This window comes from Mesorhizobium sp. LHD-90 (assembly GCF_030929505.1).
In the GTDB taxonomy this organism is placed as follows: domain Bacteria; phylum Pseudomonadota; class Alphaproteobacteria; order Rhizobiales; family Rhizobiaceae; genus Kumtagia.
On sequence record NZ_JAVFVV010000011.1, the window covers coordinates 149,639 to 171,451 of the forward strand.

A 21,813-nucleotide genomic window follows, 5' to 3' on the forward strand; every position below is an offset into this window, starting at 1 on the left:
CGTTATGGCGGGAACGTCGAACGGCCGGCCGACGGTTGCCTTCTTTCCGGAAGCCAGTTTTGGCGCGGCGCTGAATTGCGTCGGTATCGCACAGTCACTGCGGGAGCGGGGTGCGCGGCCGGTGTTCCTCTGCCATGCCGGTTTCTCGGGCGTATTCGCCGACTACGGGTTCCAGGAAATCCCGCTGCCGACCGACGAGGCGCTGACGGAAAGCGAGCGCCAGAGCTACTGGCAGGATTTCGTCAATCGCCACCTGCCACATTTCCGGCTGTCGCCGCTCGACCAGATCGAGACCTATGTGGCGCCAACTTGGGAGGCGATCGTCGACACGGCGATCAAGGCGGAGGCGCCGCTGCGCCAGGCCCTGGCGCGGCTGAAGCCTGACGCCGTCGTGCTGGACAATGTGGTGATGTTTCCGGCGATCGCCTCCGCCGGCGTCCCCTGGGTGCGGGTGGTGTCCTGCGCCGAGACCGAGCTGCCGGACGCAAACGTGCCGCCCTATCTCTCAGGCCTCGCGGCCGATGATGAAATAGGTCGCACCGAATTCGAGCGGCGCTACCGCGCGGCGGTGGCGCCGGCGCATGAGCGTTACAACGGCTTTCGCGCCGCGCTCGGTATGCGCCGGTTGTCTCCCGGCGAATTCCTCGAGCCGTCGCCCTGGCTCAACCTGCTGCTGACGCCCGAGATCGTCGCAAGGCGTCGCGCCACGCCGCTCGACGCGAAAAAATTCGTCTACCTGCAAGGCTGCGTGCGGGAGGAGGGACCGTTCGAGGCACCGGTGCTGCCGCGCAACAGCGGTCCGCTGGTCTATGTCAGCTTCGGCAGCCTGGGCGCGATGGACGTGGAACTCATCGAGCGCATGCTGGCGGTGTTTTCAACGCTGCCGGCGCGTTTCCTGGTCAATGTCGGCGGTTTTCGCGATACCTATCGCGCCGTGCCCGACAATGTCTTCGTCGACGGCTGGTTTCCGCAGCCTTCGGTAGTGGCAAAGGCCGATCTGTTCATCCATCACGGCGGCAACAACAGCTTTTGCGAGGCGCTCGCCTTCGGCGTGCCGTCGCTGGTCATGCCTTATTGCTGGGACGGCCATGACAATGCCCGACGTGCCGAGGAGATGGGCACCGGCCGATGGCTGGATCGCTCGGCCTGGACGCCGCAGGAGCTTGGGCAAAACATTCTCGGCCTGCTGAACGACGGCGCGATGCGGGAACGACTACGCGCCAACGCTGCGGCGATGGCGGCCGAGTCGGGCCGCGAGAGCGCGGCCGACGCCATCCTCGCGCTGCTGTGAGCAGCACCTCGGATCGCTGTCGTACAAAAACCCGGTATGCCGCCCCAAGGCCTGTTGATATTCGGGCCATGGCCGCCTGCAAATGGCGACTTTCTGCGCTTCCGGTACTCACGTATCAGAACATACGCTGCGTTCCGGTTCTCGAAATCCGCCATTTTCGACTCGCCCTGACCTGAATCTCAACAGGCCTTAGATTGCCCCAAGTCTTGGGGCCTCTAAGGCGCGGCATTCAGGTTTCATCGGAGCGAGGCATTTCTTATGGATCGACGCAGTTTCCTGATCGGCGCCGGGACCGCGGTCGTCGCCGTGCAGGCCGCCTTTGCGCAGGATGCGACGGCGCTGACCGTACTCACCGACAAGGTGACGGCGGCGGAAAAATCGGTGCCGGAGGGCGTCAGCCGCGTCGCCACTTTCGCCTACGATGCCGCGTTACATCCGACGCGCGGCGGCGCGCGCTACAGGCTGAGCGATGCCGACGAAACGGCGCGCTACCCTGAGGCTGCCTGGTTCCCCACCGCCGACAGGCGGTATTTCCTGCTGGACGAAAATCCCGCCTCGCCGCTGATGCTGGGCGCAATCGGCGACGGCGAGACCGACGATGCCGCGGCCGTACAGGCCACGCGGGATTTCTGCGCCGTGTCCGGCGCGCCGGTGCTGATCGATGCCTATTTCGCGCATAAGGGCACGCTGGAGCTGAACCATCCGGTCTCGATCCGCGGCGTCGGACGCGAGCGCTGCGGCCTTTACCTCGCAATCGATCGCGAGAACGAGGGCGTCAACATCCTGGCCTCCGGCGTCTCGCTGGAGGACATGGAGATCCGCGCCCATATCCCGAAGGGTATCCAGAACGGCCAGGGCTCCTACGGAACCTGCATCACCGTCGGCAGATCTTTCTACGATCCGGTGCGCGAGGGCGGCAGGCTTGTGGCGCCGGACCTTGTCACTGGCACGTCGTTCGACCGCCTCAAGATCACGCGGGCCGAAGGTTCTGCGTCCGCCCACGCCATCGCCTGCATGGGTCGCATTTCCGGCGTCTTCGCCAACGACCTCGTCATCGAAGGCGCCTCGCCCAAAAGCGTCCACGGCGATGCGATCCTGGTGCATTGGAGCACGTCCGGGCGCGATTTCCCGCTCGACGCCGACGGCAACGTGATAAAACCGTTCGTGCTGCCGAAGGAAAAGGACGCCCACAGCTACCATCCGAACAATATTCGTTTCGAGAATCTGCGGGTGCGCAACACCGCGCGGCTGATCGCGATCTCTTCGGCCTATGCGGTGCAGATCAGCAAGGTCGATTTCGACGGTCTGGACGACGGGATCAACCGCAACGGCGCACAACTGCTCGACCTCGTCGTCGGCGACGAAGGCGACCGTTACGCCCATCCCGACGACCAGGGGAAAGTCTATTCGAACATCGCCCTGCGCGACATCGTTGCCTACAACATCACCGGGTCGGGCATCAATGCGCGCGCGATCATCGACGTGTCGGGATTCGGCACCTCGAAATATGCCGACGATCCGAATACCGGCGCGCGCTACCAGGACCAGCCGCGCTGGAAGAACATCGAGATCGCCAATGTCGTGATGGAGGCCGATCTTTCGGACACGGTAGACATCGTCAACGTCCGCAACTTTCTTGGCGACATCACCTTCCGCAACATCGACGGCAACGCCAAGGTCAGCCAGGGCGGACTGCGTCTGCAGCAATGCGAGGGCAATCTTCGTTTCGAAAACTGCAAGGTCAATGGCCGCACGCTGGTCAGCGACTGCGACGGCCTGTCGATGCGCGAATGCCGGCTTGCCGGCTCGATGTTCCCGCTGCTTTCGCTGAAAGTCGATTCCAGCGAGGGTTTTGTGCTGGGCGAGCCGGTGACGGGAGGGAAAAGCGGCGTCGCCGGCAGCATCGCCGCCATTCCGGACGAGACCACGGTGAACGTGCAGTTGCTGGAAGGTTGGGTTCCGTTCCTGGAGGGCGAGGAGCTTGCCGGTTCGGCGCGGGCCAGGATCGCGACGGTGTCGACCGCGTCCAGCGCGACGTTGGCGATCGGCGGCGAAACCTCCGCCGGCGCGCTTGCCGCCGGCATCGAGGCGGGCGCCACGGTGCTGTCGGTCGATTCCGGCGGCGCGAAGCCGGGCCTGCCGCGAGCGGTAAAGATCGGCGACAAGATCGCCTATGACGGCGGCGTGCTCTACGTTACCCGCTATGCGCCCGCCAACACGGCCAATATCGAGGTCGCGCCCGCGCCGGCGCCGCTCAAGGCCGGCGGGGAACTGATGCTCGAGTGGCGCAGCCGCAATCTACGCTTCGAGAATTGCGATATCAGCGGTTCGAACCGGGCGGTCGACGCGCGCAACTGCAACGCCGTGATCTTCGACGGCGGGCGTATCCGCGACGCCGGCCAGTACGGGCTGCTCGTGGCCGGGGGCGCGGAAGTGTCGGTCGCCGGCACCAGCTTTTCCAACAACGGGCTGCGCCGCCTGCTGCAGCAGGACGCCACGCTGGCGACGCGCGACATCGCGGTGGCGGCCGGCGCGCTGTTCAACGGCCGCGACATCCGCTTCGAGGACAGCGGCCGCGCCGTCAACAACGTCAGCGTCAACGAGGCCGCGCTTGGCGGATCCTTGCAGAACAGCGTCTTCGCCGGCAAACCGATCGAGGCCAACCTGTCGGTCGCTGGAAAGCTGAAGGGCGGGGGCCGTTTCATGCTGGCCGACAACCGCACGGCCGACGGCGCGGCGGTGGACGCGAACTAGAGCATTTCCGGGCAAATCCGGGTCAGCTCTGTTTCTCCGATGGCGAGGCGATCCGCCAGGGTCCGAAGGACGGGCGAGACGCGTGGCTCGCCCTGAGCGAAGGTCGTGGTGGCGCCACGGCCGAGCGGCTCGACGCAGCGGGCGCCCGCCAGCGGGAAACCCTTCGGGCCGGGTGCATTTGGCCCAAATCCTTTGGGTTCCGGCTCGGCCGTATCACCGATACGACCTTCGCCGAAACCCTCGACCTTGGGCCAAACGCCCTCCGGCAGAGCGACCCGGATTTACCCGGAAATGCTCTCGCAGCGATTCAGGCCGTGCGCCCCAATGCAACGGCCGATCCCGTGAATGGCAACACGAGCTTGTAGCCTTTCGGCGTAGGCTCGATCGGAACCGTCCCGGCGGTTCCGAACTGGGTGATGCCCGGGCCGAGATGATCGGAGAGATCGTAGCGGTGGCCGCCGAATTCGAATGGCGTGCTGGCGGTGAGCCGCGCCGAGAACACGTTGGCGCCGACGACCGATACCGTTTTCTTGCCGACCGTGGCGTCGACCGTCGTGCCCACCACCATGCTGGTGCGGCGGAAGGTGGCGATGCGCTTGCCTTCTCCGAAGGACGCCGGGTTGTCGTAGGTTCCCGCCGGCCGGCGTTGAAGATACAGCGAGAACTCACCGACCGGATCGAGCCCGAGTTTCAGCGCGCCATTGTCGATCTCCGGCGCCTTGAACGGTTTTGCGGCGAAGGTGAAATGCGCCGTCGTCTCGGAAATTGCTCCGTCGAACAGCGGCGCCTCGATGAAGGGCAGGTGCAGGAAATAGCCGTAGTCGGCGAGAGAATCGTCCTTGCTGGCCTGGTAGAAGCGACCGGTAGCGTACCAGGCGAGTTCGCCGGCGAGCAGGGCTGACATGAGTGGCCTCTCGGTTGCTGCCGGCTATTTCTTGATATGCGGGCCGAGCAACGACAGGTCGGCCGGACCGAGCCGGTCGTTCGCCGTCCACAACTGGTGCCAGTAGGGATAGAGCACCGGCGGCGCGCTGACGGCGTCGAGGCGGGCGCGCTCGTCGTCGGTGAGCTTGAGATCGGCCGCGCCGAGATTGTCCTTGAGCTGGGCCTCGGTGCGGCCGCCGATGATGACGGAAGTGACGCCCTGCCGGCCGAGCAGCCAGGCCAGCGCCACCTGCGCGCCCGAGACGCCCCGGGCGTCGGCGATGCCGACCAGCGTGTCGACGATGCGCCACAGCCGTTCCTCGTCGCGGATCGGCGGCTCGCTCCAGCCGGCGAGCTGGCGCGTGCCTTCCGGCGCAGCCCGGTCGCGGCGGTGCTTTCCAGAGAGTAGCCCGCCGGCGAGCGGGCTCCAGACGAGGATGCCGAGGTTCTGGTCGATGGAGATCGGGACAAGTTCGTATTCGGCCTCGCGCGCCTCCAGCGTGTAATGGATCTGCTGGCTTATGAAGCGCTGACGATGCTCGGCCGCCGAGATGCCGAGCGCCTTCATGAGGTGCCAGCCCGAATAGTTGGAGCAGCCGATGTAGCGCACCTTGCCTTGGCGCACGAGCGTGTCGAGCGCCTCGAGTGTCTCCTCGAGCGGCGTCTGGCCGTCCCATTCATGCACCTGGTAGAGATCGATGACGTCGGTGCGCAGCCTTCTCAGGCTGGCCTCGCAGGCGCGCATCAGATAGTGGCGCGACAGGCCTCGATCGTTGGGGCCGTCGCCCATGGGAAAGCGCGCCTTGGTGGCGATCAGCACGCCGTCCTTACGCTTGCCGCCGAGCGCCTCGCCGACGATCTCCTCGCAGCCGCCGGTGGAATAGATGTCGGCCGTGTCGATGAGATTGACGCCGGCGTCGATGCAGAGGTCGATCTGCCGGCGCGCATCGTCGAGCCCGACATTGCCGACCTTGGCGAAAACGCCCCCGCCGCCCATCGTCATGGTGCCGAGCGTGATGGTGGAGATCTTGAGGCCGGATTTTCCGAGCAGCCTGTATTCCATGAAACCCTCCCTCGCGACGGCGCCATGCGTCGGCATCCATCAGGAACCGGCGACAAATAGCGCGCGGCGGGTCCGTTGGATAGGGAGCGCGGCGGTCTTGTGCCGGCTTCAGCCGATCTTGCCGTAGATGAAATAGCGCCCGGCGGGCACGCCCTCGGGGAGCGGCAGCGGCGCCAGATCCGGATGATCGAGCGGCAGGCCGCTGACCGCGATGCCGCGCGGCCGCAGCAGACTGGCGGAAAGGCCCGGCAGCCATTGCAGCGTCTTCAGGTCGAGTTCCTCGATGCCGGTGCCGATGTCGGCATGGACAAGTGCCGCGCCGATGCCGGCGTAGCGCGCGGCGGTCTCGCGGATCTCGCCGATGACCAGGTCGCCCTCGGGCGGGACCGAACTCGGATGCGCGCCCAGCGCCCGGTCGAAGGCGATGATGCGCCGGCCGGGCAAGCGCTCGCGCAGATGGTCGAAGGTGCGGCCGTTGCCAAGCCCTAGCTCGAGGATCGGGCCCTCCATGCCGGAGACTTCCGCCGAGACGGCGTCGAGCACGACGCGCTGCGCCGTCATGCGGCGGATGAAGCTCTCCAGGCGGCTCATGCGCGATTGCCGGACGATGGCGCGTGCGCGGCGGTAGCCGCGTTTGGGATGCATGAAATCATCGGCTGGTCAGACTCCGCCCGCCGAAGCTTGCGGCAGGTAGCGCAGGATGAGTTCCTCGACATGGGCGTTGCGCTGGCGCGCCGTATTGCCGCCCATGACCACGACGACGAGCTTGCGGCCGCCGCGATTGACCGAGGTGACGATGTTGAAGCCGGAGGCGCGGATATAGCCGGTCTTGATGCCGTCGACGCCCTCGACCCGGCCGATCAGGTCGTTGTGGCCGCGGATGTTGCGGCCACGGAAGTTGAAATTCTGGCTTGAGAAATAGGCGAACTGCGCCGGGAAGCGTTTTCGCAGCGACAGGCCGAGTAGCGCCATGTCGCGCGCCGTGGTCCGCTGCTCGACGTCGGGCAGGCCCGACGCGTTGCGGAAGGTGGTGCCGCGCATGCCCAGCGATCGCGCCTTGGCGGTCATCATCTGGGCGAACTGCTCCTCGGATCCACCGAGATATTCGCCGACCGCGACCGCCACGTCGTTGGCGGATTTGGTGGCAAGCGCGCGGATGGCCATGTCGACGTCGATCGTCTGGCCCGGCTTGAGGCCGAGCTTGCTGGGCGGCCGGCGCGCGGCGTAGTCGGAGATGGGGATTTCGGTCGCGGTCGTGACGCGGCCCTGCTGCATGGCCTCGAACAGAAGGTAGAGCGTCATCATCTTGGTCAGCGACGCCGGATAGCGGGGTGCGTTCGAATCGGCCTCGTAGAGCACGCTGCCGGTGCTTCCGTCCACCACGATCGCCGCGTATTTGACCGACATGGACGCCGTCGAGGCGAGCGGCGGGGCGACGTCCAGCGTCCTGGACGTCGAGCAGGCGGCAAGGCCGAACATCAGGAGAAGGATCGCCGCTGCCCGGAACGGCGCCGTGATCGACATTTTCAACTGCCCGCCTGAAACCGAGTGCCCGATGGCCGGCCGCGTTTGCCCCGCGAAGCAGCCGGGCGGAACCTACCGCAACTGCCATCGGTCCCGCAACGCGCATCGCGCGTTTGTTTTGCCAGTGCGCCTCCCCATGCGCAAATCGGGAGCCGAACTCAACATGCACCGATATCATGTGGCATAGTTGCCCGGAGGCGCGTCCGGACGCCTTGCGATGGAGGATAGCATGTCGGAAATAGCCACGCTCGCGGCGTCGATCTTCAAGCATGCGGGCGGCCGCAAGCGTTTCGTCGTGGCGGTGGCCGGTCCGCCCGGCAGCGGCAAGTCGACGCTCGCCCAGCGCCTGGGGGATCTCTTCCCGCAGGGCAGCGCCGCCGTCGTGCCGATGGACGGGTTCCATTTCGACGACGTCGTTCTCGATGCGCGCGGCCTGCGCCCGCGCAAGGGCGCGCCGGAAACCTTCGACTTCTACGGGTTCGAGGCGCTGCTGAAGCGCATCCGCGACAATGCCTCGGAGATCGCCATCCCGGTGTTCGACCGCGGCATCGAACTGTCGCGCGCCGGCGCGGCGATCATCGGCCAGGAGGTGAAGTTCGTGCTGGTCGAGGGAAACTACCTGCTGCTGGACGAGGAACCGTGGAATCGACTCGGGCCGCTATTCGATTTTTGCATCTATGTCGACGTGGCGCGCGACGAACTCGACCGCCGGCTGCGGCAGCGCTGGGACGAGCACGGCAAGACCGAGGCTGAGGCCCGCGCCTGGATCGACAGCAACGACATGCCCAACATCGACCGCGTGCTGGCGCGCCGCCGGCAGGCCGATCTGGTGTTCCGGAGCTGAGGCCTTGAGCCTGATCCCTCCGAAGCCGTTGGATTTCAGGCCTTTCACGGAACCAAAGGCCTTGCCGCGCATTGAGCGGCACGTTCAACCGGAGGGCCTGGAGATGCCAGAATCCAACAAATCTTCCACCAAGCCGGCGAAGGAGCCGAAGGCGGCGACCCCGAAAGCGACGGCCAAGAAGGCCGCGGACGCCAAGTCGGGCGCCGCCCCCGCCATCGCGGCGCGGTCGAAGGATGCAGCGACAGGCAGGAAGACGCAGGCCAAGTCCGCCGGGCCAAAGGCTGCGGCTGAAAAGAAGCCCGCCGCCAAGGGCGCTTCGGCAAGATCCGCCGCCATGGCCTCGGCCAAGCCGGCGAAATCGTCAGCGACCAAGCCCGCGAAGCCATCGGTCGCCAAGTCTGCGAAGACCTCTGCCGCCAAGCCAGCGAAGAGTTCGGCCGCCAAGTCAGCGAAGACGTCGGCGACCAAAGCGGCCGATACCAAGCCGGCGCGCGCCAAATCCGGCAAGGATGCGTCCAAGCCGTCGCTCGCCAAGCGCGTGCTGCGCAAGGTCAAGTCGGCGGCAAGCGGGGTGGCTTCGGTTGCGGGGTCCGTCGTCGGGGGCGGCAAGCATTAGGACTTCCCGCCCGGAGCACGTCGCTGTCGGCAAGAGGATTCTGCGCTACGATGCGTCCCGGCGGCGGGTGACCGCCGGGCTGGATGGATTCGTCAAGGTCTCGGCGGGATGTTCAGGCCTCTCTGGCTTGCCGGTCGTGCCAGCCCTGCCTCCAGCCAGCGGTTGACGTTGGCAAGACTGTCCATATCGAGCAGTTCGCCGGCTTCATAAAAAACTTTCAGGGTGCGCACCCAGCCGAGCATGGAGATGTCGGCGATGGTGTAGTCGTCGTCCATGATCCACTGCCGGCCGGCGAGCCGGGTTTCGAGCACGCCGAGCAGGCGTTTCGATTCGTCACGGTAGCGCTCCAGCGGCCGCTTGTCGGAAATGTCCTTACCGGCGAATTTGTAGAAGAAGCCGAGCTGGCCGAACATCGGCCCGATGCCGCCCATCTGGAAGAACACCCATTCGATCGTCTCGTAGCGCCGCGCCGGGTCCGAGGGCAGGAGTAGGCCTGTCTTCTCGGCGAGGTAGAGCAGGATCGCGCCCGACTCGAACAGCGCCAGCGGCTTGCTGCCGGGACCGTCCGGATCGAGGATCGCCGGGATCTTGCCGTTCGGGTTGAGCGACAGGAAGTCCGGCGTCCAGGTTTCGTTCTTCATAATGTTGATCAGATGCGGCTCGTAGGGGATGCCGATCTCCTCCAGCGCGATCGACACCTTCACGCCGTTGGGCGTCGGGAAAGAGTAGAGCTGAAGCCGGTCCGGATGCTCGGCCGGCCAGCGCGCGGTGATCGGGAAGGCGGAAAGGTCGGTCATGCAGGTTCTCCTGGGAGGGCGGTCGCGCGCAAACCGGCGCCGGGTGGGATAGCGCGCTACGTAGGAACTGAAGCAGCTTCTGTCGAGAAGCCGGCCTTGTCTGTTTTGGGGCAGTTCGTGCCGGTGGAGAATCAAATCGCCTTGAAGGCGACGACGGCGTTGGTGCCGCCGAAGGCGAAACCGTTGCTGATCGCCGCGCGCACCTTGCGTTCGCGCGCGACGTTCGGCGTCACGTCGAGGTCGCAGTCGGGATCGGGCGTGGTGTAGTTGGCTGTCGGCGGGATGACGCCGTCGCGGATCGCCATCACGCAGGCGATCATCTCCAGGGCGCCGGAGGCTCCCATGCAATGCGCGTGCATCGATTTGGTCGAGGAGACCGACAGCTTGTCGGCATGCGCGCCGAACACGCTTCGGATCGCCTGCGTCTCGATCTGGTCGTTGGCCTTGGTGCCGGTGCCGTGGGCGTTGACGTAGTCGACGTCTTCCGGCGCAAGCGCCGCGTCGGCGAGGCAGCGCCGCATGGCGGAAGCCGGTCCCTCGACGGTGGGAGCGACGATGTCGCTGGCGTCGCCCGACAGGCCGGCGCCGGCAAGCTCGGCCAGTATGGGCGCGCCGCGCGCCCGGGCATGCTCGTAGGTTTCAAGCACCGCCATGCCGGCGCCCTCGCCGATGACCAGCCCATCGCGTTCGGCCGAGAACGGACGGCAGGTGTCACGCGCCAGAGCGCGCAATGCTTCCCAACCCTTCAGCACGCCGAACACCAGCGGCGCGTCGGTTCCGCCGGCGATCATGACGTCGGCGCGCCCGAGCCGCAACTGGTCGACCGCCGTGGCGAAGGCATGGTTGGAGGAGGCACAGGCCGAGGTGACGCCGAACACCGGGCCGCGGAGCCGATTGGCCATGCTCACCTGGCCGGCCGCCGCGCCGGGCATGGTTTTGGGGACGGTGAAGATGCCCACCCGCGACCGCTTTTCCCGATAGGCATGGCGGTAGGCTTCGTCGGCGGTGATCGCCCCATAGATGCCGGTCCCGACCACGGCTCCGGCGCGGGGCGACAGCGCTTCGCTTATCTCCAGCCCGGCGGAACGGATCGCTTCGCTGGCCGCGATGGCGGCGAGAAGGCTGAAGCGATCCATCGTGGCGATCTGCTTGCGGTCCAGATCATGCGCCGGCAGTTCCTTGATCTCGGCGCCGATCTGAACCTTCAGGTCTTCCATCGGCGTTGTCGTGATCGGGCCTATGCCCGAACGTCCGGCACGCATCGATTCCCAGATTGCCGGCACGTTCGTGCCGAGCGCGCACAGCCCGCCGATACCCGTGATGACGACGCGCTGTCGCGACATGTCAGCCTTTTTTGGCGATCAAGGCGCGCACGGCCTCGACGATGTCGCCCACATTGGACAGCTTGCTCCAGGCTTCGGCGGTGTTCATCTGGACCTCGATGCCGTAGGCCTCCTCGAGGTCGAAGATGATTTCGGTCAGTTCCAGCGAATGGATGCCGAGGTCGCCCAGGTCGGTGTCAAGCGCGATCTCGCCGATCTCGGGATCCGCGTGAGCCTTGATGTTGCCGATTATGTCCTGAGCAAGTTGATCCATGTTGCCTTCCCGATTGTTTCCGCGCCCTTGTGCCGGACGCTGCCCTTTCCGCCGCACCCGCCGCCCGCTTACGATGCAATTCATCCGGCCGGTGTCACAAACCATTCCTCTATAGAAACCGGATGCCTGCAAGGCAACAAGCGAAGCTCTCTCCTGCGCTCTCGACTTTGCCGTCCACCGGCTTAAGCTGGCCCTTCATGAATCTTGCCTTCTCTCCGCCATTGCCCGATGCCGATCGCCTCAAATCCCAGCGTGTCTGTGCCCGCGGCCTGCTCACGGTGCGGCGGCGCGGTGGGCGCACCCGTATCGAGCGGCTGTCGCAGGAGGGCGCGGCCAAGATCAGGATGCCGAGGACGGACGCCGATCCGCTGGAGGCGGTCCTCATCAATACGGCTGGCGGCCTGACCGGCGGCGACCGGCTTGCCTGGGAGATGGAAGCCGGCGTCGGGTCCTCGCTGGTAGTGACGACGCAGGCGTCCGAGAAAGTCTACCGCGCGTCCTCCGGGCAGCAGGCCGAAACGTCCGTACGCCTGTCCGTGGGCGAAGGCGGCAGCGTCGCGTGGCTGCCGCAGGAGACCATCATGTTCGACCGCGCCGCCTTTTCCCGCCGGCTCGACGTCGAACTCGCCATGGGCGCGACGGCACTCATTGCAGAAGCCACCGTCTTCGGGCGGAGCGCCATGGGCGAGAGGGTGGAGAATGGTTTCTTTCGCGACCGGTGGCGCGTTTCTTGCGGCGGCCGGCTCACCCACGCCGAGGACTTTTTCGTCGGACCCGAGGTACGCGCGTTCCTGGCTGGCAGCGCGGCGCTGGGCGGCGCGGCGGCGATGGCGACGGTGCTGCTTGTCGGCGACGAAACGGAATCCTGGCTCGACCGAGTGCGGGAAATCGTCGGCGAGGAGGGCGGCGCCAGCACCTGGAGCGTCGGCGGGACTGGCAAGCTTCTTGCGAGGCTCTATGCCGGTGACGGATACGGCTTGAGGAAGCGGCTGGTGCCGCTTCTGGGTCTGCTCAACGGACGGGCAGGCCTGCCCAAATGCTGGTCACTGTGAGGGAATTTTGCAGGTATGAACTTGACGCCTCGGGAAAAGGACAAGCTGCTGATCGCCATGGCGGCCATCGTCGCGCGCAAGCGGCTGGAGCGCGGCGTCAAGCTCAACCATCCAGAAGCGATCGCGCTGATCACCGATTTTGTCGTCGAGGGCGCGCGCGACGGCCGCTCGGTCGTCGATCTGATGGAGGCCGGCGCGCATGTCGTCACCCGCGACCAGGTCATGGAAGGGATCGCCGAGATGATTTCTGACGTGCAGGTCGAGGCGACGTTCCCGGATGGGACCAAACTCGTCACCGTGCACGAGCCGATTCGCTAGGAGGAGAAGATGTTGGAGCTGCGGCCAAATTGCGAATGCTGCGACCGCGACCTGCCGCCGGAGTCGGACGAGGCGCGCATCTGCACCTTCGAGTGCACTTTTTGCACCGATTGCGCGGACGGGGTCCTCGGCGGCGTCTGTCCCAACTGCGGCGGCAATTTTTCACCCCGGCCGATCCGCCCGGCGGCGATGCTGAAAAAATATCCGGCCTCGACCAAGCGGGTGCTGAAGGCCGAGGGCTGTGCGCCCGCCGGCAAGGCTGCCTGAGTCGCGGCCGAAGGAGACGATATGATCCCCGGAGAAGTGATCACCGCGCCCGGCGACATCGAGCTGAACAGTGGGGCAGAAACCGTCACGCTGAAAGTCGCCAATACCGGCGATCGGCCGATCCAGGTCGGCAGCCACTACCATTTCTTTGAGACAAACGGCGCGCTGTCTTTCGATCGCGACAAGGCGTGCGGAATGCGGCTCGACATCGCCGCTGGAACGGCGGTGCGTTTCGAACCCGGACAGGAGCGCGACGTGACGCTGGTGCCACTCGGCGGCAAGCGCGAGGTTTTCGGTTTCCAGCAGAAGGTCATGGGCAAGCTGTGACGCCCTCGCCTGCCGTACGGCGGTCAGCGTGGGGGCTTGGCGGCCGCATAGATGACGACATTCGCCTTGTCGAACGACACAGCCAGCACGTCCTCGACCAGCACCTGCCGCGAATCGAGCGCATGGTAGAGCATGGCGTTGCCCTCGATCTCGTCGCGAAGCTGTTCGATCTCCTGCCTGTGCTCTGCCACCTTGGATTCGATGGCAGGCGGCGGGCCGCCCTCGGTCTTGGCCGAATCGGTCAGGAAGACGATATCGACCTGATCGAGCTTGGTGGCGGTTCTGACCGCCTTCGTGCTTTCGGCGGTCTTCTCGATCGCCGCTACCACCTTGTCCGGAACCGCCTCGGCGCTGGTTTCCTCCTGGCGGACCTCCGAGCCGATGATGGCGTCGACCGCTTCCTGGCTTTTCGTTCCTTGAGCGAACGCCGCCACGGCCGGCAGCGCGGCGGCCAGCAGGGTTGCGGCCGCGAGGGCGTGCGGCCATTTGCTATTCGGCGGCTTGGTGGTCGTCATCGCTCGTTCCGTGTGGTTGGGCAGGACAAAGGAAAGCAACGGCGGCCCCCGTGCCGAGGTTCCCGGCATGCGGCTGTTTGCCAGACGCCGGTTGCCAGGCCCGATCTCGCGATCGAACCCGGTGCCGGCGTCCTGAACGGACGGATGATTGGCTCGCCCAAGCCGTCAGCCGGCCTTCTTGGTGACCAGTGTCAGCGCGCCTTCACGACTCATGCTGGCAGCGATGACATGCGCCGAGGTCAGGCCCTTGGCCTTCAGCGCCGACTTGACCTGGGGATTGGCGTCGATGGTGCTGCGCAGTTGCTGAAGGTCGGCGTCGCCGCTTTTGGCCACCACGTCGTTGACCTGCTTCTGCGTGGTTTCAGGCAGTTCGGTCATGTCGACGATGTTGACGCTGCGGATCGTCGTCGGGGCAGCCGCCGGGGCAGCCGCCGGGGCTTCGGGTGCCGGCGCCTGGGCGGGCGGTTGCGTGGCCTGTGCTTGCGCGTTGGCCGCCACGGCAAAGGTGAGCGTAGCGGCCGCTGCCAGGATCGTAATCATGCGCATGGATTTTTCCTTCCATCGGTTGGCAGGCGATCATGTTGGGGCAACACCGCCACCCCACACGCCCAATTGGGTCAGAAGCTGCCGCCGATGGGGTCGTTCCGTGGTTATTTGGTGTCGGAAATGAGAGGCGCCGCGCGTTCAATCCGACGAAATTCGATGGGAGAAGCCGGTGAGGGAAGATGATTGCTTTCAGCCCTAGTTCGCCTTACTTTCCGATCAAGAAGTAAGGAGCACCAAGATGCCCATAGCGTCCGCCAAGGTAACATCAAAGGGCCAGATCACTCTTCCGGCCAAACTGCGCGACCAACTTGGAATCAAGCCGGGCGACCGACTGGATTTCGAGCGGAACCGCGACGGCAAGGTGGAACTGGTCGCGCGAACCGAACGCTTTGAAGATCTGCGAGGTGTGCTTCCCTATGACGGCCCGCCGCTGACTGACGAAGACATCGTCGAGATGGTGCGCCAAGCTCGGTCCGAGATGGGCCAGCGCGTCCTCGATGGGCTGAAGCGTTCCGGCAAGTGATCGGCCTTGACACCAACGTCGTCGTCGCCTGGCTCGTGCAGGGGCAAAGGCGGATTGTCCTTCCTTCAACGCAGTATCGCGTAAGCCATGTCGCCTTGCTGGAACTCGAATGGGTGCTTTCGAATAAGTTTGGCTATCCTAAGGATATAGTGGTCGCCATGCTGAGGCGTCTTGTTGCCGTGTCTAACATCGAGCTAGACCGGCCCGAAGTCGTTATGGCCGTTTTGGATGACTATGAACTGGGCGGAGCCGACTTTGGCGACTTTTTGATCGCTCGCGACAATCTGGCTGCGGGCTGCACGACAACCCTGACGCTCGACGCAAAAGCCGCGCGCAAGACCGGATTCACACTCGCACGGAGTTGACAGATGCCTGCAAGACTTGCCCGCTCCGCCTATGCCCAGATGTTCGGCCCGACCGTCGGCGATCGGGTGCGGCTGGCCGACACCGAACTGTTCATCGAGGTCGAGAAGGACCTTTGCACCTATGGCGAGGAGATAAAATTCGGCGGCGGCAAAGTGATCCGCGACGGCATGGGCCAGAGCCAGGTGAGCCGGGCCGGCGGCGCGGTCGACACGGTCATCACCAACGCGCTGGTCGTCGACCACACCGGTATCTACAAGGCCGACATTGGCCTGAAGGACGGCCGCATCCATGCGATCGGCAAGGCCGGCAACCCGGACACGCAGCCGGGCGTCACCATCATCGTCGGCCCGGGCACCGAGGCGATCGCCGGCGAGGGAAAAATCCTGACGGCCGGCGGCTTCGACGCGCATATCCACTTCATCTGCCCGCAGCAGATCGAGGAGGCGCTGATGGCCGGCGTCACCACCATGCTTGGCGGCGGCACCGGCCCGGCGCACGGCACGCTGGCCACCACCTGCACGCCCGGCCCCTGGCATCTGGCGCGCATGATCCAGTCCTTCGACGCCTTCCCGATGAATATCGGCCTGTCGGCCAAGGGCAACGCCTCGCTGCCGGCGGCGCTGGAGGAGATGGTGCTGGGCGGCGCCTGCGCGCTGAAGCTGCACGAGGACTGGGGCACCACGCCTGCGGCGATCGACTGCTGCCTGTCGGTCGCCGACGACTTTGACGTGCAGGTGATGATCCACACCGACACGCTGAACGAGAGCGGCTTCGTCGAGGATACGGTCAACGCCATCAAGGGTCGCACCATCCATGCCTTCCACACCGAAGGCGCCGGCGGCGGCCACGCGCCGGACATCATAAAAGTCTGCGGCCTGCCGCATGTCATCCCTTCTTCGACCAACCCAACGCGGCCATACACGAAGAACACCATCGCCGAGCATCTCGACATGCTGATGGTGTGCCACCATCTGTCGCCGTCGATCCCGGAAGACATCGCCTTCGCCGAAAGCCGCATCCGCAAGGAGACCATCGCGGCGGAAGACATCCTGCACGACATCGGCGCCTTCTCGATCATCTCCTCCGACAGCCAGGCCATGGGCCGCATCGGCGAGGTGCTGATCCGCACCTGGCAGACGGCCGACAAGATGAAGCGCCAGCGGGGCAGCCTGCCTCAGGAGACCGGCGGCAACGACAATTTTCGCGTCCGCCGCTACATCGCGAAATACACGATCAACCCGGCCATCGCGCACGGCCTGTCGAAGGAGATCGGCTCGGTCGAGGTCGGAAAGCGCGCCGACCTGGTACTGTGGAATCCCGCCTTCTTCGGCGTGAAGCCCGATATGGTGCTGATCGGCGGCATGATCGCCGCCGCGCCCATGGGCGATCCGAACGCCTCGATCCCGACGCCGCAGCCGGTCCATTACCGGGCGATGTTCGGCGCCTATGGCAAGGCGATGACCAATTCGTCCGTCACCTTCGTCTCCAAGGCGGCGCTCGACGCCGGGCTGAAGAAAAAACTCGGCGTCGACAAGGCCATGGTTGCCGTCGAAAACACGCGCGGCGGCATCGGCAAGCACTCGATGAAACTCAATGACGCCACGCCTTTTGTCGAGGTCGATCCGGAGACTTATGAGGTGCGCGCCGACGGTGAACTTTTGACCTGCGAGCCGGCCACCGTGCTGCCGATGGCGCAGCGGTACTTTCTGTTTTAGATTGGAGCGATGGGAAAGGTTCTCGAGAAACCAAGGGACTCGCTCTACGAGCGTGATTTTTATGCCTGGACGCAGGAACAGGCGGCCAAGCTCCGCGCGCGCGCGCAAAACGACATCGACTGGGAGAATCTCGCCGAGGAGATCGAGAGCGTGGGGCGGAGCGAAAGGAAGGAAATCAGAACGCGTTTGGCGCTCCTGATCCATCACTTGCTGAAATGGCAGTTCCAGCCCGGACGGCGGAGCGAAAGCTGGCGCATTACGATCAGCGAGCAGAGGACATGGATTCCGTCTGGCATCGAGGACAGCCCAAGTTTGAAAGACTATCCGGAGGAGATCTTCGAGAAGGCTTATGCCGAGGGTAGGCGCCAGGCGATCAATGAAACGGGCCTTTCCGCGACAAGCTTTCCGGCAGAGCCGCCATTTTCGGTCGCTGATGCTTTGGACGACAGGTTCTGGCCGGGTGAAGCATTCCAGCCTTGGGATGTTTTGCGAGACTGATCAATGTGGACGCATGCTCCATGAATAAACATCTGTGGAAATCGCAATTGACGCCCTACGAGGTAGACTTCGCCCAATGGTGCGTCGAACAAGGCGCGCTATTGCGAGCGGGCCGCCTCGACGCGCTCGACCGCGAGAACCTTGCCGAGGAGATCGAAAGCTTGGGGGGGAGCGAAGAGGACGAGATCGGCAGCCGGCTGAATGTTCTTCTGACCCATTTGCTGAAATGGCGCTACCAACCCGACAAGCGGTCTTCGGGCTGGCGCGGGACGATTGCGGAACAACGATATCGCATAGGAAGGCGGCTCAAGCGGAGCCCGAGTCTTCGAGCTTTCCCTGCTGAGGTGCTGGTCGACGAATACAAAACGGCCCGTTTGCTTGCGGCCGGCAAAACCGGACTACCCGAGCAGATCTTTCCGGAGACCTGCCCATTCGTGGTCGACCAGATTCTCGAAGAGTCCTTTTTCCCGGATGCGGCAGAGGAGAGGTGAAGGATTGTCGGAGGGACAGTTAATGGCCCGGCCGCAGCCGAAATCCGACGACCTCCCCTGCGAGCGCGACTTCTATTTCCGCTTCATGCCGGGCCGATCCCGGTTGCCCGATGAATTGCGCGGCGACTGATGGCCGCCCCCGACCAGGCCGCGGCCGCGGCGCAGGAATTCACCCACATCCGCATTGTCATGGGCATGGTGGTCGGTCTCGGCGTGACGCGCCTGCTTTCGGGCGTCGCGCGCATCGTCCAGCATCCCCAGCAATACAAAATCTATCCCGTTCACCTCGCCTGGGTCGCTTATCTGCTGCTGATGCTGGTGCATTTCTGGTGGTGGGAATTCGGCCTCTACAATCTGCGGATATGGACTTTTGGCGTCTATCTCTTCGTCGTCTGCTACGCCATCATCCTGTTCCTGCTGTGCGCCTTGCTGTTTCCCGACAGCATGCAGGACTACAAGAGTTACGAGGACTATTTTCTGTCGAAGCGCGCCTGGTTCTTCGGCGTTCTGGCCTCGGCCTATCTGCTCGACGTGGTCGACACTCGGCTCAAGGGCGAGGAGCATTTCGCCCAGTTCGGCAACGAATATCTCATCCGCACGCCGCTGTTCGTCATCCTCTGTATGGCCGCCATCGCGACGGACAATCGGACGTTCCACCGCGCCTTCGTGACCTTTGCCCTTCTCTATCAGGCCGCCTGGATATGGCGGCTTTTCGACACCCTCGCCTGACCGCAGGGTCCACAAAACCGACGAAATTGGGAATTTTCTGGAATGATCTATGTCCTCGCCACGCTGACGACAAAACCCGGTTCGATGGAAGCGCTGCGCGCTCCGGCGCTCGCCTGCATCGAGGGCACGCGCAAGGAAAAAGGCTGCCTGTCCTACGAACTCTTCACCAGCGTCACCGAGCCGGAAAAGCTGGTCTTCATCGAGCACTGGGAATCGCCTGAGCACCTTGCCGAACACATGAAGCAGCCGCATCTCATCGCCTGGCGCGAGGCCAGCGTACCGCACCTCGTCTCCCGCAAGGTCGAAGTCATCCATCCCGACAAGGTCGAAACCCGCTGAGAAAGACCATGAAGCTCAACATCACCACCGATTTCACCAAATTCCCGCGCGCCGGTTCGGTCGAGCGCGCCGGCGCGCAGCCTTCGGCCGCGCCTCTCGCCGGCACGATCACCTTGCCGCATGACGAGCGGCACCTGCGTCGAAAGGTGCTGACGCTCACCGGCGGCGAGCGTGTGTTCGTCGACCTCGCCGAACCGGTTCAGCTAGCCGCCGGCGACCGGCTGGTCCTCGACGACGGACGCCATGTCGAGATCGCCGCCGGCGACGAGGAAATCTACGAGATCGTGCCGCGCGATACGGTGCATCTGGCCGAGCTGGCCTGGCACATAGGCAACCGACACTTGGCGGCTGCAATCCGCCCGGACCGCATTTTCATCCTGCGCGATCATGTCATCAAGGCGATGCTGGAAGGGCTCGGCGCGACGGTCAACGAGGTGCTGGCGCCGTTCGACCCGGTTCGTGGCGCCTATTCCGGCGGCCACGATCACGGGCATGGCCACGAGCACCATGATCACGATCACGGCCACGGTCATCACGACCACCATGATCACGACCACGACCACGATCATCATCACGGCGCGCATGACCACCGCCACGGTCATGACCATCATGGCCACGATCATAAGCATGGCGAGCTTGACCGTTTTGGACGCCGCCCCGGCGATCCGCACTATGGCCACAACCATGCCTGAAGCCGCCAGCAGCAAAGCGCTCCTCAAACTATTCGCCTGGCTGTCGCCGGCCTTTCCGGTCGGCTCGTTCAGCTACAGCCACGGGCTGGAGCGCGCCGTCGAGGACGGCCTTGTCGCCGATGCGGACGATCTGCGCGATTGGCTGGAAACCCTGCTGCGGCGCGGCTCGGGCTGGAACGACGCTGTGCTCTTCGCCGAAGCCGGGCGGCGTGCGCGGCACGGCGAAAGCCTTTCTGAATGCGCGGCGCTGGCCGAGGCTTTGGCCGCCTCACGCGAACGGCATATGGAATCGATGCTGCAAGGCGCCGCCTTCCTCAAGGCGGCCGGAGCCTGGCCGGCGGTCGGGCTGGCGAGCCTGCCGGACGATTGCGCCTATTGTGTCGCCGTCGGCGCGGTCGCCGGCGCGCATGGCGTGCCGCTCGGCGACGCGCTCGGCGCCTTTCTGCAAGCCTTCGCCACCAACCTCGTACAGGCCGGCATCAGGCTCGGCGTCACCGGCCAGCAGGGCGCGGTGGCGCTGATCGCCGGGCTGGAGCCGGCGATTTCGGAAGTCGCGGCCTGCGCGGAAAACTCGTCGCTGGACGATCTCGGCGCCTGCGCGGTTCTCTCGGACGTCGCCGCCATGCGGCACGAGACGCAATATTCGAGACTGTTCCGGTCATGAAGTCCCTGCCACGCTTCCATTTCGTTCAGGAACGCGGCCCGTGGATCGCGCGCTGCGAGGACCCGCGTTGCGCCGCCCTGCTTGGAGCGAGCGCCGTGCCGGTGATGCGGGATTTCCGGGATGGGCAGTGGGCGTGGGGCAAGCAGGTGCTGTTCAGCGGCAATCCGGATCAGTTCGGGCGACCGTGGTGGAACGATCCCGGCCAGGCAAGATGGCGCGAGTTGCTGCTTTCCGGCGCGCCGCTTCTCGTCAGGCGGGCGACGCCGCCGACCGCCGAGGCCCCGACCGGCTCGGTCGGTGAGCCGATCGGCGTCTTTCGCACACATGACGTGGCAATCGAAGACAACCATATGACCCTGAAACTGATCGAACGGCTAGCCGAGGCATCATGACCCATTCGAACGGACCCCTTCGCGTCGGCATCGGCGGGCCTGTCGGCTCCGGCAAGACGACGCTTACGGAAAAACTCTGCAAGGCGATGCGCGACGAGTTTTCCATCGCCGTCGTCACCAACGACATCTACACCAAGGAAGACGCCATGATCCTGGCACGGCTCCAGGCCCTGCCGGAAGAGCGCATCATGGGCGTCGAGACCGGCGGTTGTCCGCATACCGCGATCCGCGAGGACGCCTCGATCAATCTCGCGGCAATTGCCGAGATGAACAGAAAATTCCCGGATCTCGACGTGATCTTCATCGAGTCCGGCGGCGACAACCTTGCCGCTACCTTCTCGCCCGACCTTGCCGACCTAACGCTCTACGTCATCTCGGTCTGCCAGGGCGAGGAAATCCCGCGCAAGGGCGGGCCGGGCATCACGCGCTCGGATTTTCTGGTCATCAACAAGAGCGATCTTGCGCCCTACGTGAACGTCAACCTCGACGTGATGGAGCGCGACGCGGCAAAGATGCGCGGCCGGCGGCCGTTCAGCTTCACCGATCTTTCGCGTGGTCGGGGGCTGGCGGAGATCGTCAACTTCATCGTCGAGCAGGGCGGGCTTGCGGCTGTCAGTCGGGAGTCCGCGGCTTGAACAAGTCGAAGGTTCCGGCGTTCGCCATGAGCCATAAGCTGCCCAGAGACGGACAGCGGTATGTGGTCGATCGTGCCTTCGAGGCGATTGTGCACGTGCAATTTGATGCGCCCGTCAGCGTCGCCGAAGTCCGACTTCTCCCGCAGGGACTGCATTTCGAAATTTGGGGCGATGTTCCGAATAGCGCGCATGCGGTTCCGGCGAGGCCGATCGAGGCAGAGCGATGGGAAAGCGTGCTTGTAAGCGAAGAAAGTCGGAGGGATGAACTTTACGGCGAATATGGGCTCTCTATAACGCTCGATAATCTGGCCCGACACTGCAGCCCAATCTGAGTC

The 21,813-nt window shown here is 64.9% G+C and carries 29 protein-coding genes; 20 read left to right on the plus strand and 9 right to left on the minus strand.

From position 1 onward, the window contains the following. The first annotated feature begins 4 nt into the window (after nt 1-4). Together RB623_RS17215 and RB623_RS17220 are read left to right on the plus strand one after the other, a co-directional pair. Complete coding sequence (locus RB623_RS17215; protein ID WP_308058132.1) at nt 5-1,291, plus strand: glycosyltransferase; 1,287 nt, start codon at nt 5-7, stop codon at nt 1,289-1,291. Between the two features lie 258 nt (nt 1,292-1,549). After that, nucleotides 1,550-4,045 carry a right-handed parallel beta-helix repeat-containing protein gene (locus RB623_RS17220; protein WP_308058133.1) on the plus strand — a complete coding sequence of 832 codons (2,496 nt, stop codon included), beginning with the start codon at nt 1,550-1,552 and terminating at the stop codon, nt 4,043-4,045. 307 nt (nt 4,046-4,352) lie between these two features. On the opposite strand, the gene RB623_RS17225 is transcribed toward RB623_RS17220, so the two are convergent. The 4 genes from RB623_RS17225 to RB623_RS17240 all read right to left on the minus strand — a co-directional run bounded on the left by RB623_RS17225 (nt 4,353) and on the right by RB623_RS17240 (nt 7,556). After that, entirely contained in the window at nt 4,353-4,949 is a 597-nt protein-coding gene (locus tag RB623_RS17225) for a hypothetical protein (RefSeq protein WP_308058134.1), read from the minus strand. 24 nt (nt 4,950-4,973) lie between these two features. Then, nucleotides 4,974-6,032: an aldo/keto reductase gene (locus RB623_RS17230; protein WP_308058135.1), complete on the minus strand. Its 1,059-nt coding sequence runs from the start codon at nt 6,030-6,032 to the stop codon at nt 4,974-4,976. Nucleotides 6,033-6,140: 108 nt separating this feature from the next. Further along, entirely contained in the window at nt 6,141-6,623 is a 483-nt protein-coding gene (locus RB623_RS17235) for a class I SAM-dependent methyltransferase (RefSeq protein ID WP_308058233.1), read from the minus strand. Between the two features lie 69 nt (nt 6,624-6,692). Further along, nucleotides 6,693-7,556, minus strand: a complete 864-nt coding sequence (locus RB623_RS17240; RefSeq protein ID WP_308058136.1) for a D-alanyl-D-alanine carboxypeptidase family protein — start codon at nt 7,554-7,556, stop codon at nt 6,693-6,695. 229 nt (nt 7,557-7,785) lie between these two features. On the opposite strand from RB623_RS17240, the gene RB623_RS17245 reads away from it, so the two are divergent. Both RB623_RS17245 and RB623_RS17250 read left to right on the plus strand, forming a co-directional pair. Beyond that, nucleotides 7,786-8,400, plus strand: coding sequence for a nucleoside triphosphate hydrolase (locus tag RB623_RS17245; RefSeq protein WP_308058137.1), 615 nt, complete (start codon nt 7,786-7,788; stop codon nt 8,398-8,400). Nucleotides 8,401-8,503: 103 nt separating this feature from the next. Further along, nucleotides 8,504-9,016, plus strand: coding sequence for a hypothetical protein (locus RB623_RS17250; RefSeq protein ID WP_308058138.1), 513 nt, complete (start codon nt 8,504-8,506; stop codon nt 9,014-9,016). Between the two features lie 92 nt (nt 9,017-9,108). Here RB623_RS17250 and RB623_RS17255 read toward each other — a convergent pair whose 3' ends face one another. From RB623_RS17255 to RB623_RS17265, 3 genes are all read right to left on the minus strand, one after another. Continuing rightward, complete coding sequence (locus RB623_RS17255) at nt 9,109-9,813, minus strand: glutathione S-transferase N-terminal domain-containing protein (protein WP_308058139.1); 705 nt, start codon at nt 9,811-9,813, stop codon at nt 9,109-9,111. Nucleotides 9,814-9,944: 131 nt separating this feature from the next. Further along, nucleotides 9,945-11,156 (minus strand): beta-ketoacyl-[acyl-carrier-protein] synthase family protein, encoded by a 1,212-nt coding sequence (locus tag RB623_RS17260; protein ID WP_308058140.1) that lies wholly within the window; start codon nt 11,154-11,156, stop codon nt 9,945-9,947. Between the two features lies 1 nt (nt 11,157). Beyond that, nucleotides 11,158-11,409, minus strand: a complete 252-nt coding sequence (locus RB623_RS17265) for an acyl carrier protein (protein ID WP_308058141.1) — start codon at nt 11,407-11,409, stop codon at nt 11,158-11,160. 197 nt (nt 11,410-11,606) lie between these two features. Here RB623_RS17265 and RB623_RS17270 point away from each other — a divergent pair, with 197 nt between their 5' ends. The 4 genes from RB623_RS17270 to RB623_RS17285 are packed head-to-tail and all read left to right on the plus strand — an operon-like array spanning nt 11,607 to nt 13,373. Continuing rightward, the gene (locus RB623_RS17270; RefSeq protein ID WP_308058142.1) at nt 11,607-12,461 is read left to right on the plus strand and encodes an urease accessory protein UreD; all 855 of its coding nucleotides are present in this window, start codon (nt 11,607-11,609) and stop codon (nt 12,459-12,461) included. 15 nt (nt 12,462-12,476) lie between these two features. Continuing rightward, nucleotides 12,477-12,779, plus strand: a complete 303-nt coding sequence (locus RB623_RS17275) for an urease subunit gamma (RefSeq protein WP_308058143.1) — start codon at nt 12,477-12,479, stop codon at nt 12,777-12,779. Between the two features lie 9 nt (nt 12,780-12,788). Beyond that, nucleotides 12,789-13,046: a DUF1272 domain-containing protein gene (locus tag RB623_RS17280; protein WP_308058144.1), complete on the plus strand. Its 258-nt coding sequence runs from the start codon at nt 12,789-12,791 to the stop codon at nt 13,044-13,046. A 21-nt stretch (nt 13,047-13,067) separates the two neighbouring features. Continuing rightward, nucleotides 13,068-13,373, plus strand: coding sequence for an urease subunit beta (locus tag RB623_RS17285; protein WP_308058145.1), 306 nt, complete (start codon nt 13,068-13,070; stop codon nt 13,371-13,373). Between the two features lie 23 nt (nt 13,374-13,396). Here RB623_RS17285 and RB623_RS17290 read toward each other — a convergent pair whose 3' ends face one another. Then, nucleotides 13,397-13,888: a hypothetical protein gene (locus RB623_RS17290; RefSeq protein ID WP_308058146.1), complete on the minus strand. Its 492-nt coding sequence runs from the start codon at nt 13,886-13,888 to the stop codon at nt 13,397-13,399. A gap of 165 nt (nt 13,889-14,053) precedes the next feature. Next, nucleotides 14,054-14,434 carry a hypothetical protein gene (locus RB623_RS17295; protein ID WP_308058147.1) on the minus strand — a complete coding sequence of 127 codons (381 nt, stop codon included), beginning with the start codon at nt 14,432-14,434 and terminating at the stop codon, nt 14,054-14,056. A 238-nt stretch (nt 14,435-14,672) separates the two neighbouring features. Here RB623_RS17295 and RB623_RS17300 point away from each other — a divergent pair, with 238 nt between their 5' ends. The 12 genes from RB623_RS17300 to RB623_RS17355 all read left to right on the plus strand — a co-directional run bounded on the left by RB623_RS17300 (nt 14,673) and on the right by RB623_RS17355 (nt 21,810). Continuing rightward, the gene (locus RB623_RS17300; RefSeq protein ID WP_308058148.1) at nt 14,673-14,957 is read left to right on the plus strand and encodes an AbrB/MazE/SpoVT family DNA-binding domain-containing protein; all 285 of its coding nucleotides are present in this window, start codon (nt 14,673-14,675) and stop codon (nt 14,955-14,957) included. Further along, the gene (locus RB623_RS17305; RefSeq protein ID WP_308058149.1) at nt 14,954-15,322 is read left to right on the plus strand and encodes a hypothetical protein; all 369 of its coding nucleotides are present in this window, start codon (nt 14,954-14,956) and stop codon (nt 15,320-15,322) included. The genes RB623_RS17300 and RB623_RS17305 overlap by 4 nt, the downstream gene beginning before the upstream one ends. Nucleotides 15,323-15,325: 3 nt before the next feature. Then, complete coding sequence (gene ureC, locus RB623_RS17310; protein ID WP_308058150.1) at nt 15,326-17,038, plus strand: urease subunit alpha; 1,713 nt, start codon at nt 15,326-15,328, stop codon at nt 17,036-17,038. A gap of 9 nt (nt 17,039-17,047) precedes the next feature. Next, nucleotides 17,048-17,536 carry a DUF29 domain-containing protein gene (locus RB623_RS17315; RefSeq protein WP_308058151.1) on the plus strand — a complete coding sequence of 163 codons (489 nt, stop codon included), beginning with the start codon at nt 17,048-17,050 and terminating at the stop codon, nt 17,534-17,536. A gap of 20 nt (nt 17,537-17,556) precedes the next feature. Further along, nucleotides 17,557-18,027: a DUF29 domain-containing protein gene (locus RB623_RS17320; RefSeq protein ID WP_308058152.1), complete on the plus strand. Its 471-nt coding sequence runs from the start codon at nt 17,557-17,559 to the stop codon at nt 18,025-18,027. Between the two features lie 129 nt (nt 18,028-18,156). After that, nucleotides 18,157-18,756, plus strand: a complete 600-nt coding sequence (locus RB623_RS17325; RefSeq protein ID WP_308058153.1) for a hypothetical protein — start codon at nt 18,157-18,159, stop codon at nt 18,754-18,756. A 42-nt stretch (nt 18,757-18,798) separates the two neighbouring features. Next, a complete protein-coding gene (locus tag RB623_RS17330) occupies nt 18,799-19,095 on the plus strand; it encodes a putative quinol monooxygenase (protein WP_308058154.1) in 297 nt (98 codons plus the stop codon). 8 nt (nt 19,096-19,103) lie between these two features. Further along, complete coding sequence (gene ureE, locus RB623_RS17335) at nt 19,104-19,787, plus strand: urease accessory protein UreE (protein WP_308058155.1); 684 nt, start codon at nt 19,104-19,106, stop codon at nt 19,785-19,787. After that, a complete protein-coding gene (locus RB623_RS17340) occupies nt 19,768-20,451 on the plus strand; it encodes an urease accessory protein UreF (protein WP_374121694.1) in 684 nt (227 codons plus the stop codon). The genes ureE and RB623_RS17340 overlap by 20 nt, the downstream gene beginning before the upstream one ends. Next, on the plus strand, nt 20,448-20,843 hold the full coding sequence (locus tag RB623_RS17345; RefSeq protein ID WP_308058156.1) for a hypothetical protein: 396 nt from the start codon (nt 20,448-20,450) through the stop codon (nt 20,841-20,843). Before RB623_RS17340 ends, RB623_RS17345 begins: the two co-directional genes overlap by 4 nt. After that, entirely contained in the window at nt 20,840-21,478 is a 639-nt protein-coding gene (gene ureG / locus RB623_RS17350; RefSeq protein ID WP_308058157.1) for an urease accessory protein UreG, read from the plus strand. The genes RB623_RS17345 and ureG overlap by 4 nt, the downstream gene beginning before the upstream one ends. Further along, nucleotides 21,475-21,810, plus strand: a complete 336-nt coding sequence (locus tag RB623_RS17355; protein ID WP_308058158.1) for a hypothetical protein — start codon at nt 21,475-21,477, stop codon at nt 21,808-21,810. Before ureG ends, RB623_RS17355 begins: the two co-directional genes overlap by 4 nt. Nucleotides 21,811-21,813: the final 3 nt, after the last annotated feature.

Excerpts from the sequence above, each read along its gene's own strand:
- RB623_RS17255 (WP_308058139.1), bottom strand. The coding sequence starts at position 9,813 with ATGACCGACCTTTCCGCCTTCCCGATCACCGCGCGCTGGCCGGCCGAG.
- RB623_RS17225 (WP_308058134.1), bottom strand. The coding sequence starts at position 4,949 with ATGTCAGCCCTGCTCGCCGGCGAACTCGCCTGGTACGCTACCGGTCGC.
- RB623_RS17300 (WP_308058148.1), top strand. The coding sequence starts at position 14,673 with ATGCCCATAGCGTCCGCCAAGGTAACATCAAAGGGCCAGATCACTCTT.
- RB623_RS17295 (WP_308058147.1), bottom strand. The coding sequence starts at position 14,434 with ATGCGCATGATTACGATCCTGGCAGCGGCCGCTACGCTCACCTTTGCC.
- ureG (WP_308058157.1), top strand. The coding sequence starts at position 20,840 with ATGACCCATTCGAACGGACCCCTTCGCGTCGGCATCGGCGGGCCTGTC.
- RB623_RS17325 (WP_308058153.1), top strand. The coding sequence starts at position 18,157 with ATGGCCGCCCCCGACCAGGCCGCGGCCGCGGCGCAGGAATTCACCCAC.
- RB623_RS17215 (WP_308058132.1), top strand. The coding sequence starts at position 5 with ATGGCGGGAACGTCGAACGGCCGGCCGACGGTTGCCTTCTTTCCGGAA.
- RB623_RS17220 (WP_308058133.1), top strand. The coding sequence starts at position 1,550 with ATGGATCGACGCAGTTTCCTGATCGGCGCCGGGACCGCGGTCGTCGCC.
- RB623_RS17275 (WP_308058143.1), top strand. The coding sequence starts at position 12,477 with ATGAACTTGACGCCTCGGGAAAAGGACAAGCTGCTGATCGCCATGGCG.
- RB623_RS17270 (WP_308058142.1), top strand. The coding sequence starts at position 11,607 with ATGAATCTTGCCTTCTCTCCGCCATTGCCCGATGCCGATCGCCTCAAA.
- RB623_RS17265 (WP_308058141.1), bottom strand. The coding sequence starts at position 11,409 with ATGGATCAACTTGCTCAGGACATAATCGGCAACATCAAGGCTCACGCG.
- RB623_RS17320 (WP_308058152.1), top strand. The coding sequence starts at position 17,557 with ATGAATAAACATCTGTGGAAATCGCAATTGACGCCCTACGAGGTAGAC.
- RB623_RS17330 (WP_308058154.1), top strand. The coding sequence starts at position 18,799 with ATGATCTATGTCCTCGCCACGCTGACGACAAAACCCGGTTCGATGGAA.
- RB623_RS17345 (WP_308058156.1), top strand. The coding sequence starts at position 20,448 with ATGAAGTCCCTGCCACGCTTCCATTTCGTTCAGGAACGCGGCCCGTGG.
- RB623_RS17240 (WP_308058136.1), bottom strand. The coding sequence starts at position 7,556 with ATGTCGATCACGGCGCCGTTCCGGGCAGCGGCGATCCTTCTCCTGATG.
- ureE (WP_308058155.1), top strand. The coding sequence starts at position 19,104 with ATGAAGCTCAACATCACCACCGATTTCACCAAATTCCCGCGCGCCGGT.
- RB623_RS17285 (WP_308058145.1), top strand. The coding sequence starts at position 13,068 with ATGATCCCCGGAGAAGTGATCACCGCGCCCGGCGACATCGAGCTGAAC.
- RB623_RS17245 (WP_308058137.1), top strand. The coding sequence starts at position 7,786 with ATGTCGGAAATAGCCACGCTCGCGGCGTCGATCTTCAAGCATGCGGGC.
- RB623_RS17230 (WP_308058135.1), bottom strand. The coding sequence starts at position 6,032 with ATGGAATACAGGCTGCTCGGAAAATCCGGCCTCAAGATCTCCACCATC.
- RB623_RS17260 (WP_308058140.1), bottom strand. The coding sequence starts at position 11,156 with ATGTCGCGACAGCGCGTCGTCATCACGGGTATCGGCGGGCTGTGCGCG.
- RB623_RS17315 (WP_308058151.1), top strand. The coding sequence starts at position 17,048 with ATGGGAAAGGTTCTCGAGAAACCAAGGGACTCGCTCTACGAGCGTGAT.
- RB623_RS17250 (WP_308058138.1), top strand. The coding sequence starts at position 8,504 with ATGCCAGAATCCAACAAATCTTCCACCAAGCCGGCGAAGGAGCCGAAG.
- ureC (WP_308058150.1), top strand. The coding sequence starts at position 15,326 with ATGCCTGCAAGACTTGCCCGCTCCGCCTATGCCCAGATGTTCGGCCCG.
- RB623_RS17235 (WP_308058233.1), bottom strand. The coding sequence starts at position 6,623 with ATGAGCCGCCTGGAGAGCTTCATCCGCCGCATGACGGCGCAGCGCGTC.
- RB623_RS17290 (WP_308058146.1), bottom strand. The coding sequence starts at position 13,888 with ATGACGACCACCAAGCCGCCGAATAGCAAATGGCCGCACGCCCTCGCG.
- RB623_RS17340 (WP_374121694.1), top strand. The coding sequence starts at position 19,768 with ATGGCCACAACCATGCCTGAAGCCGCCAGCAGCAAAGCGCTCCTCAAA.
- RB623_RS17280 (WP_308058144.1), top strand. The coding sequence starts at position 12,789 with ATGTTGGAGCTGCGGCCAAATTGCGAATGCTGCGACCGCGACCTGCCG.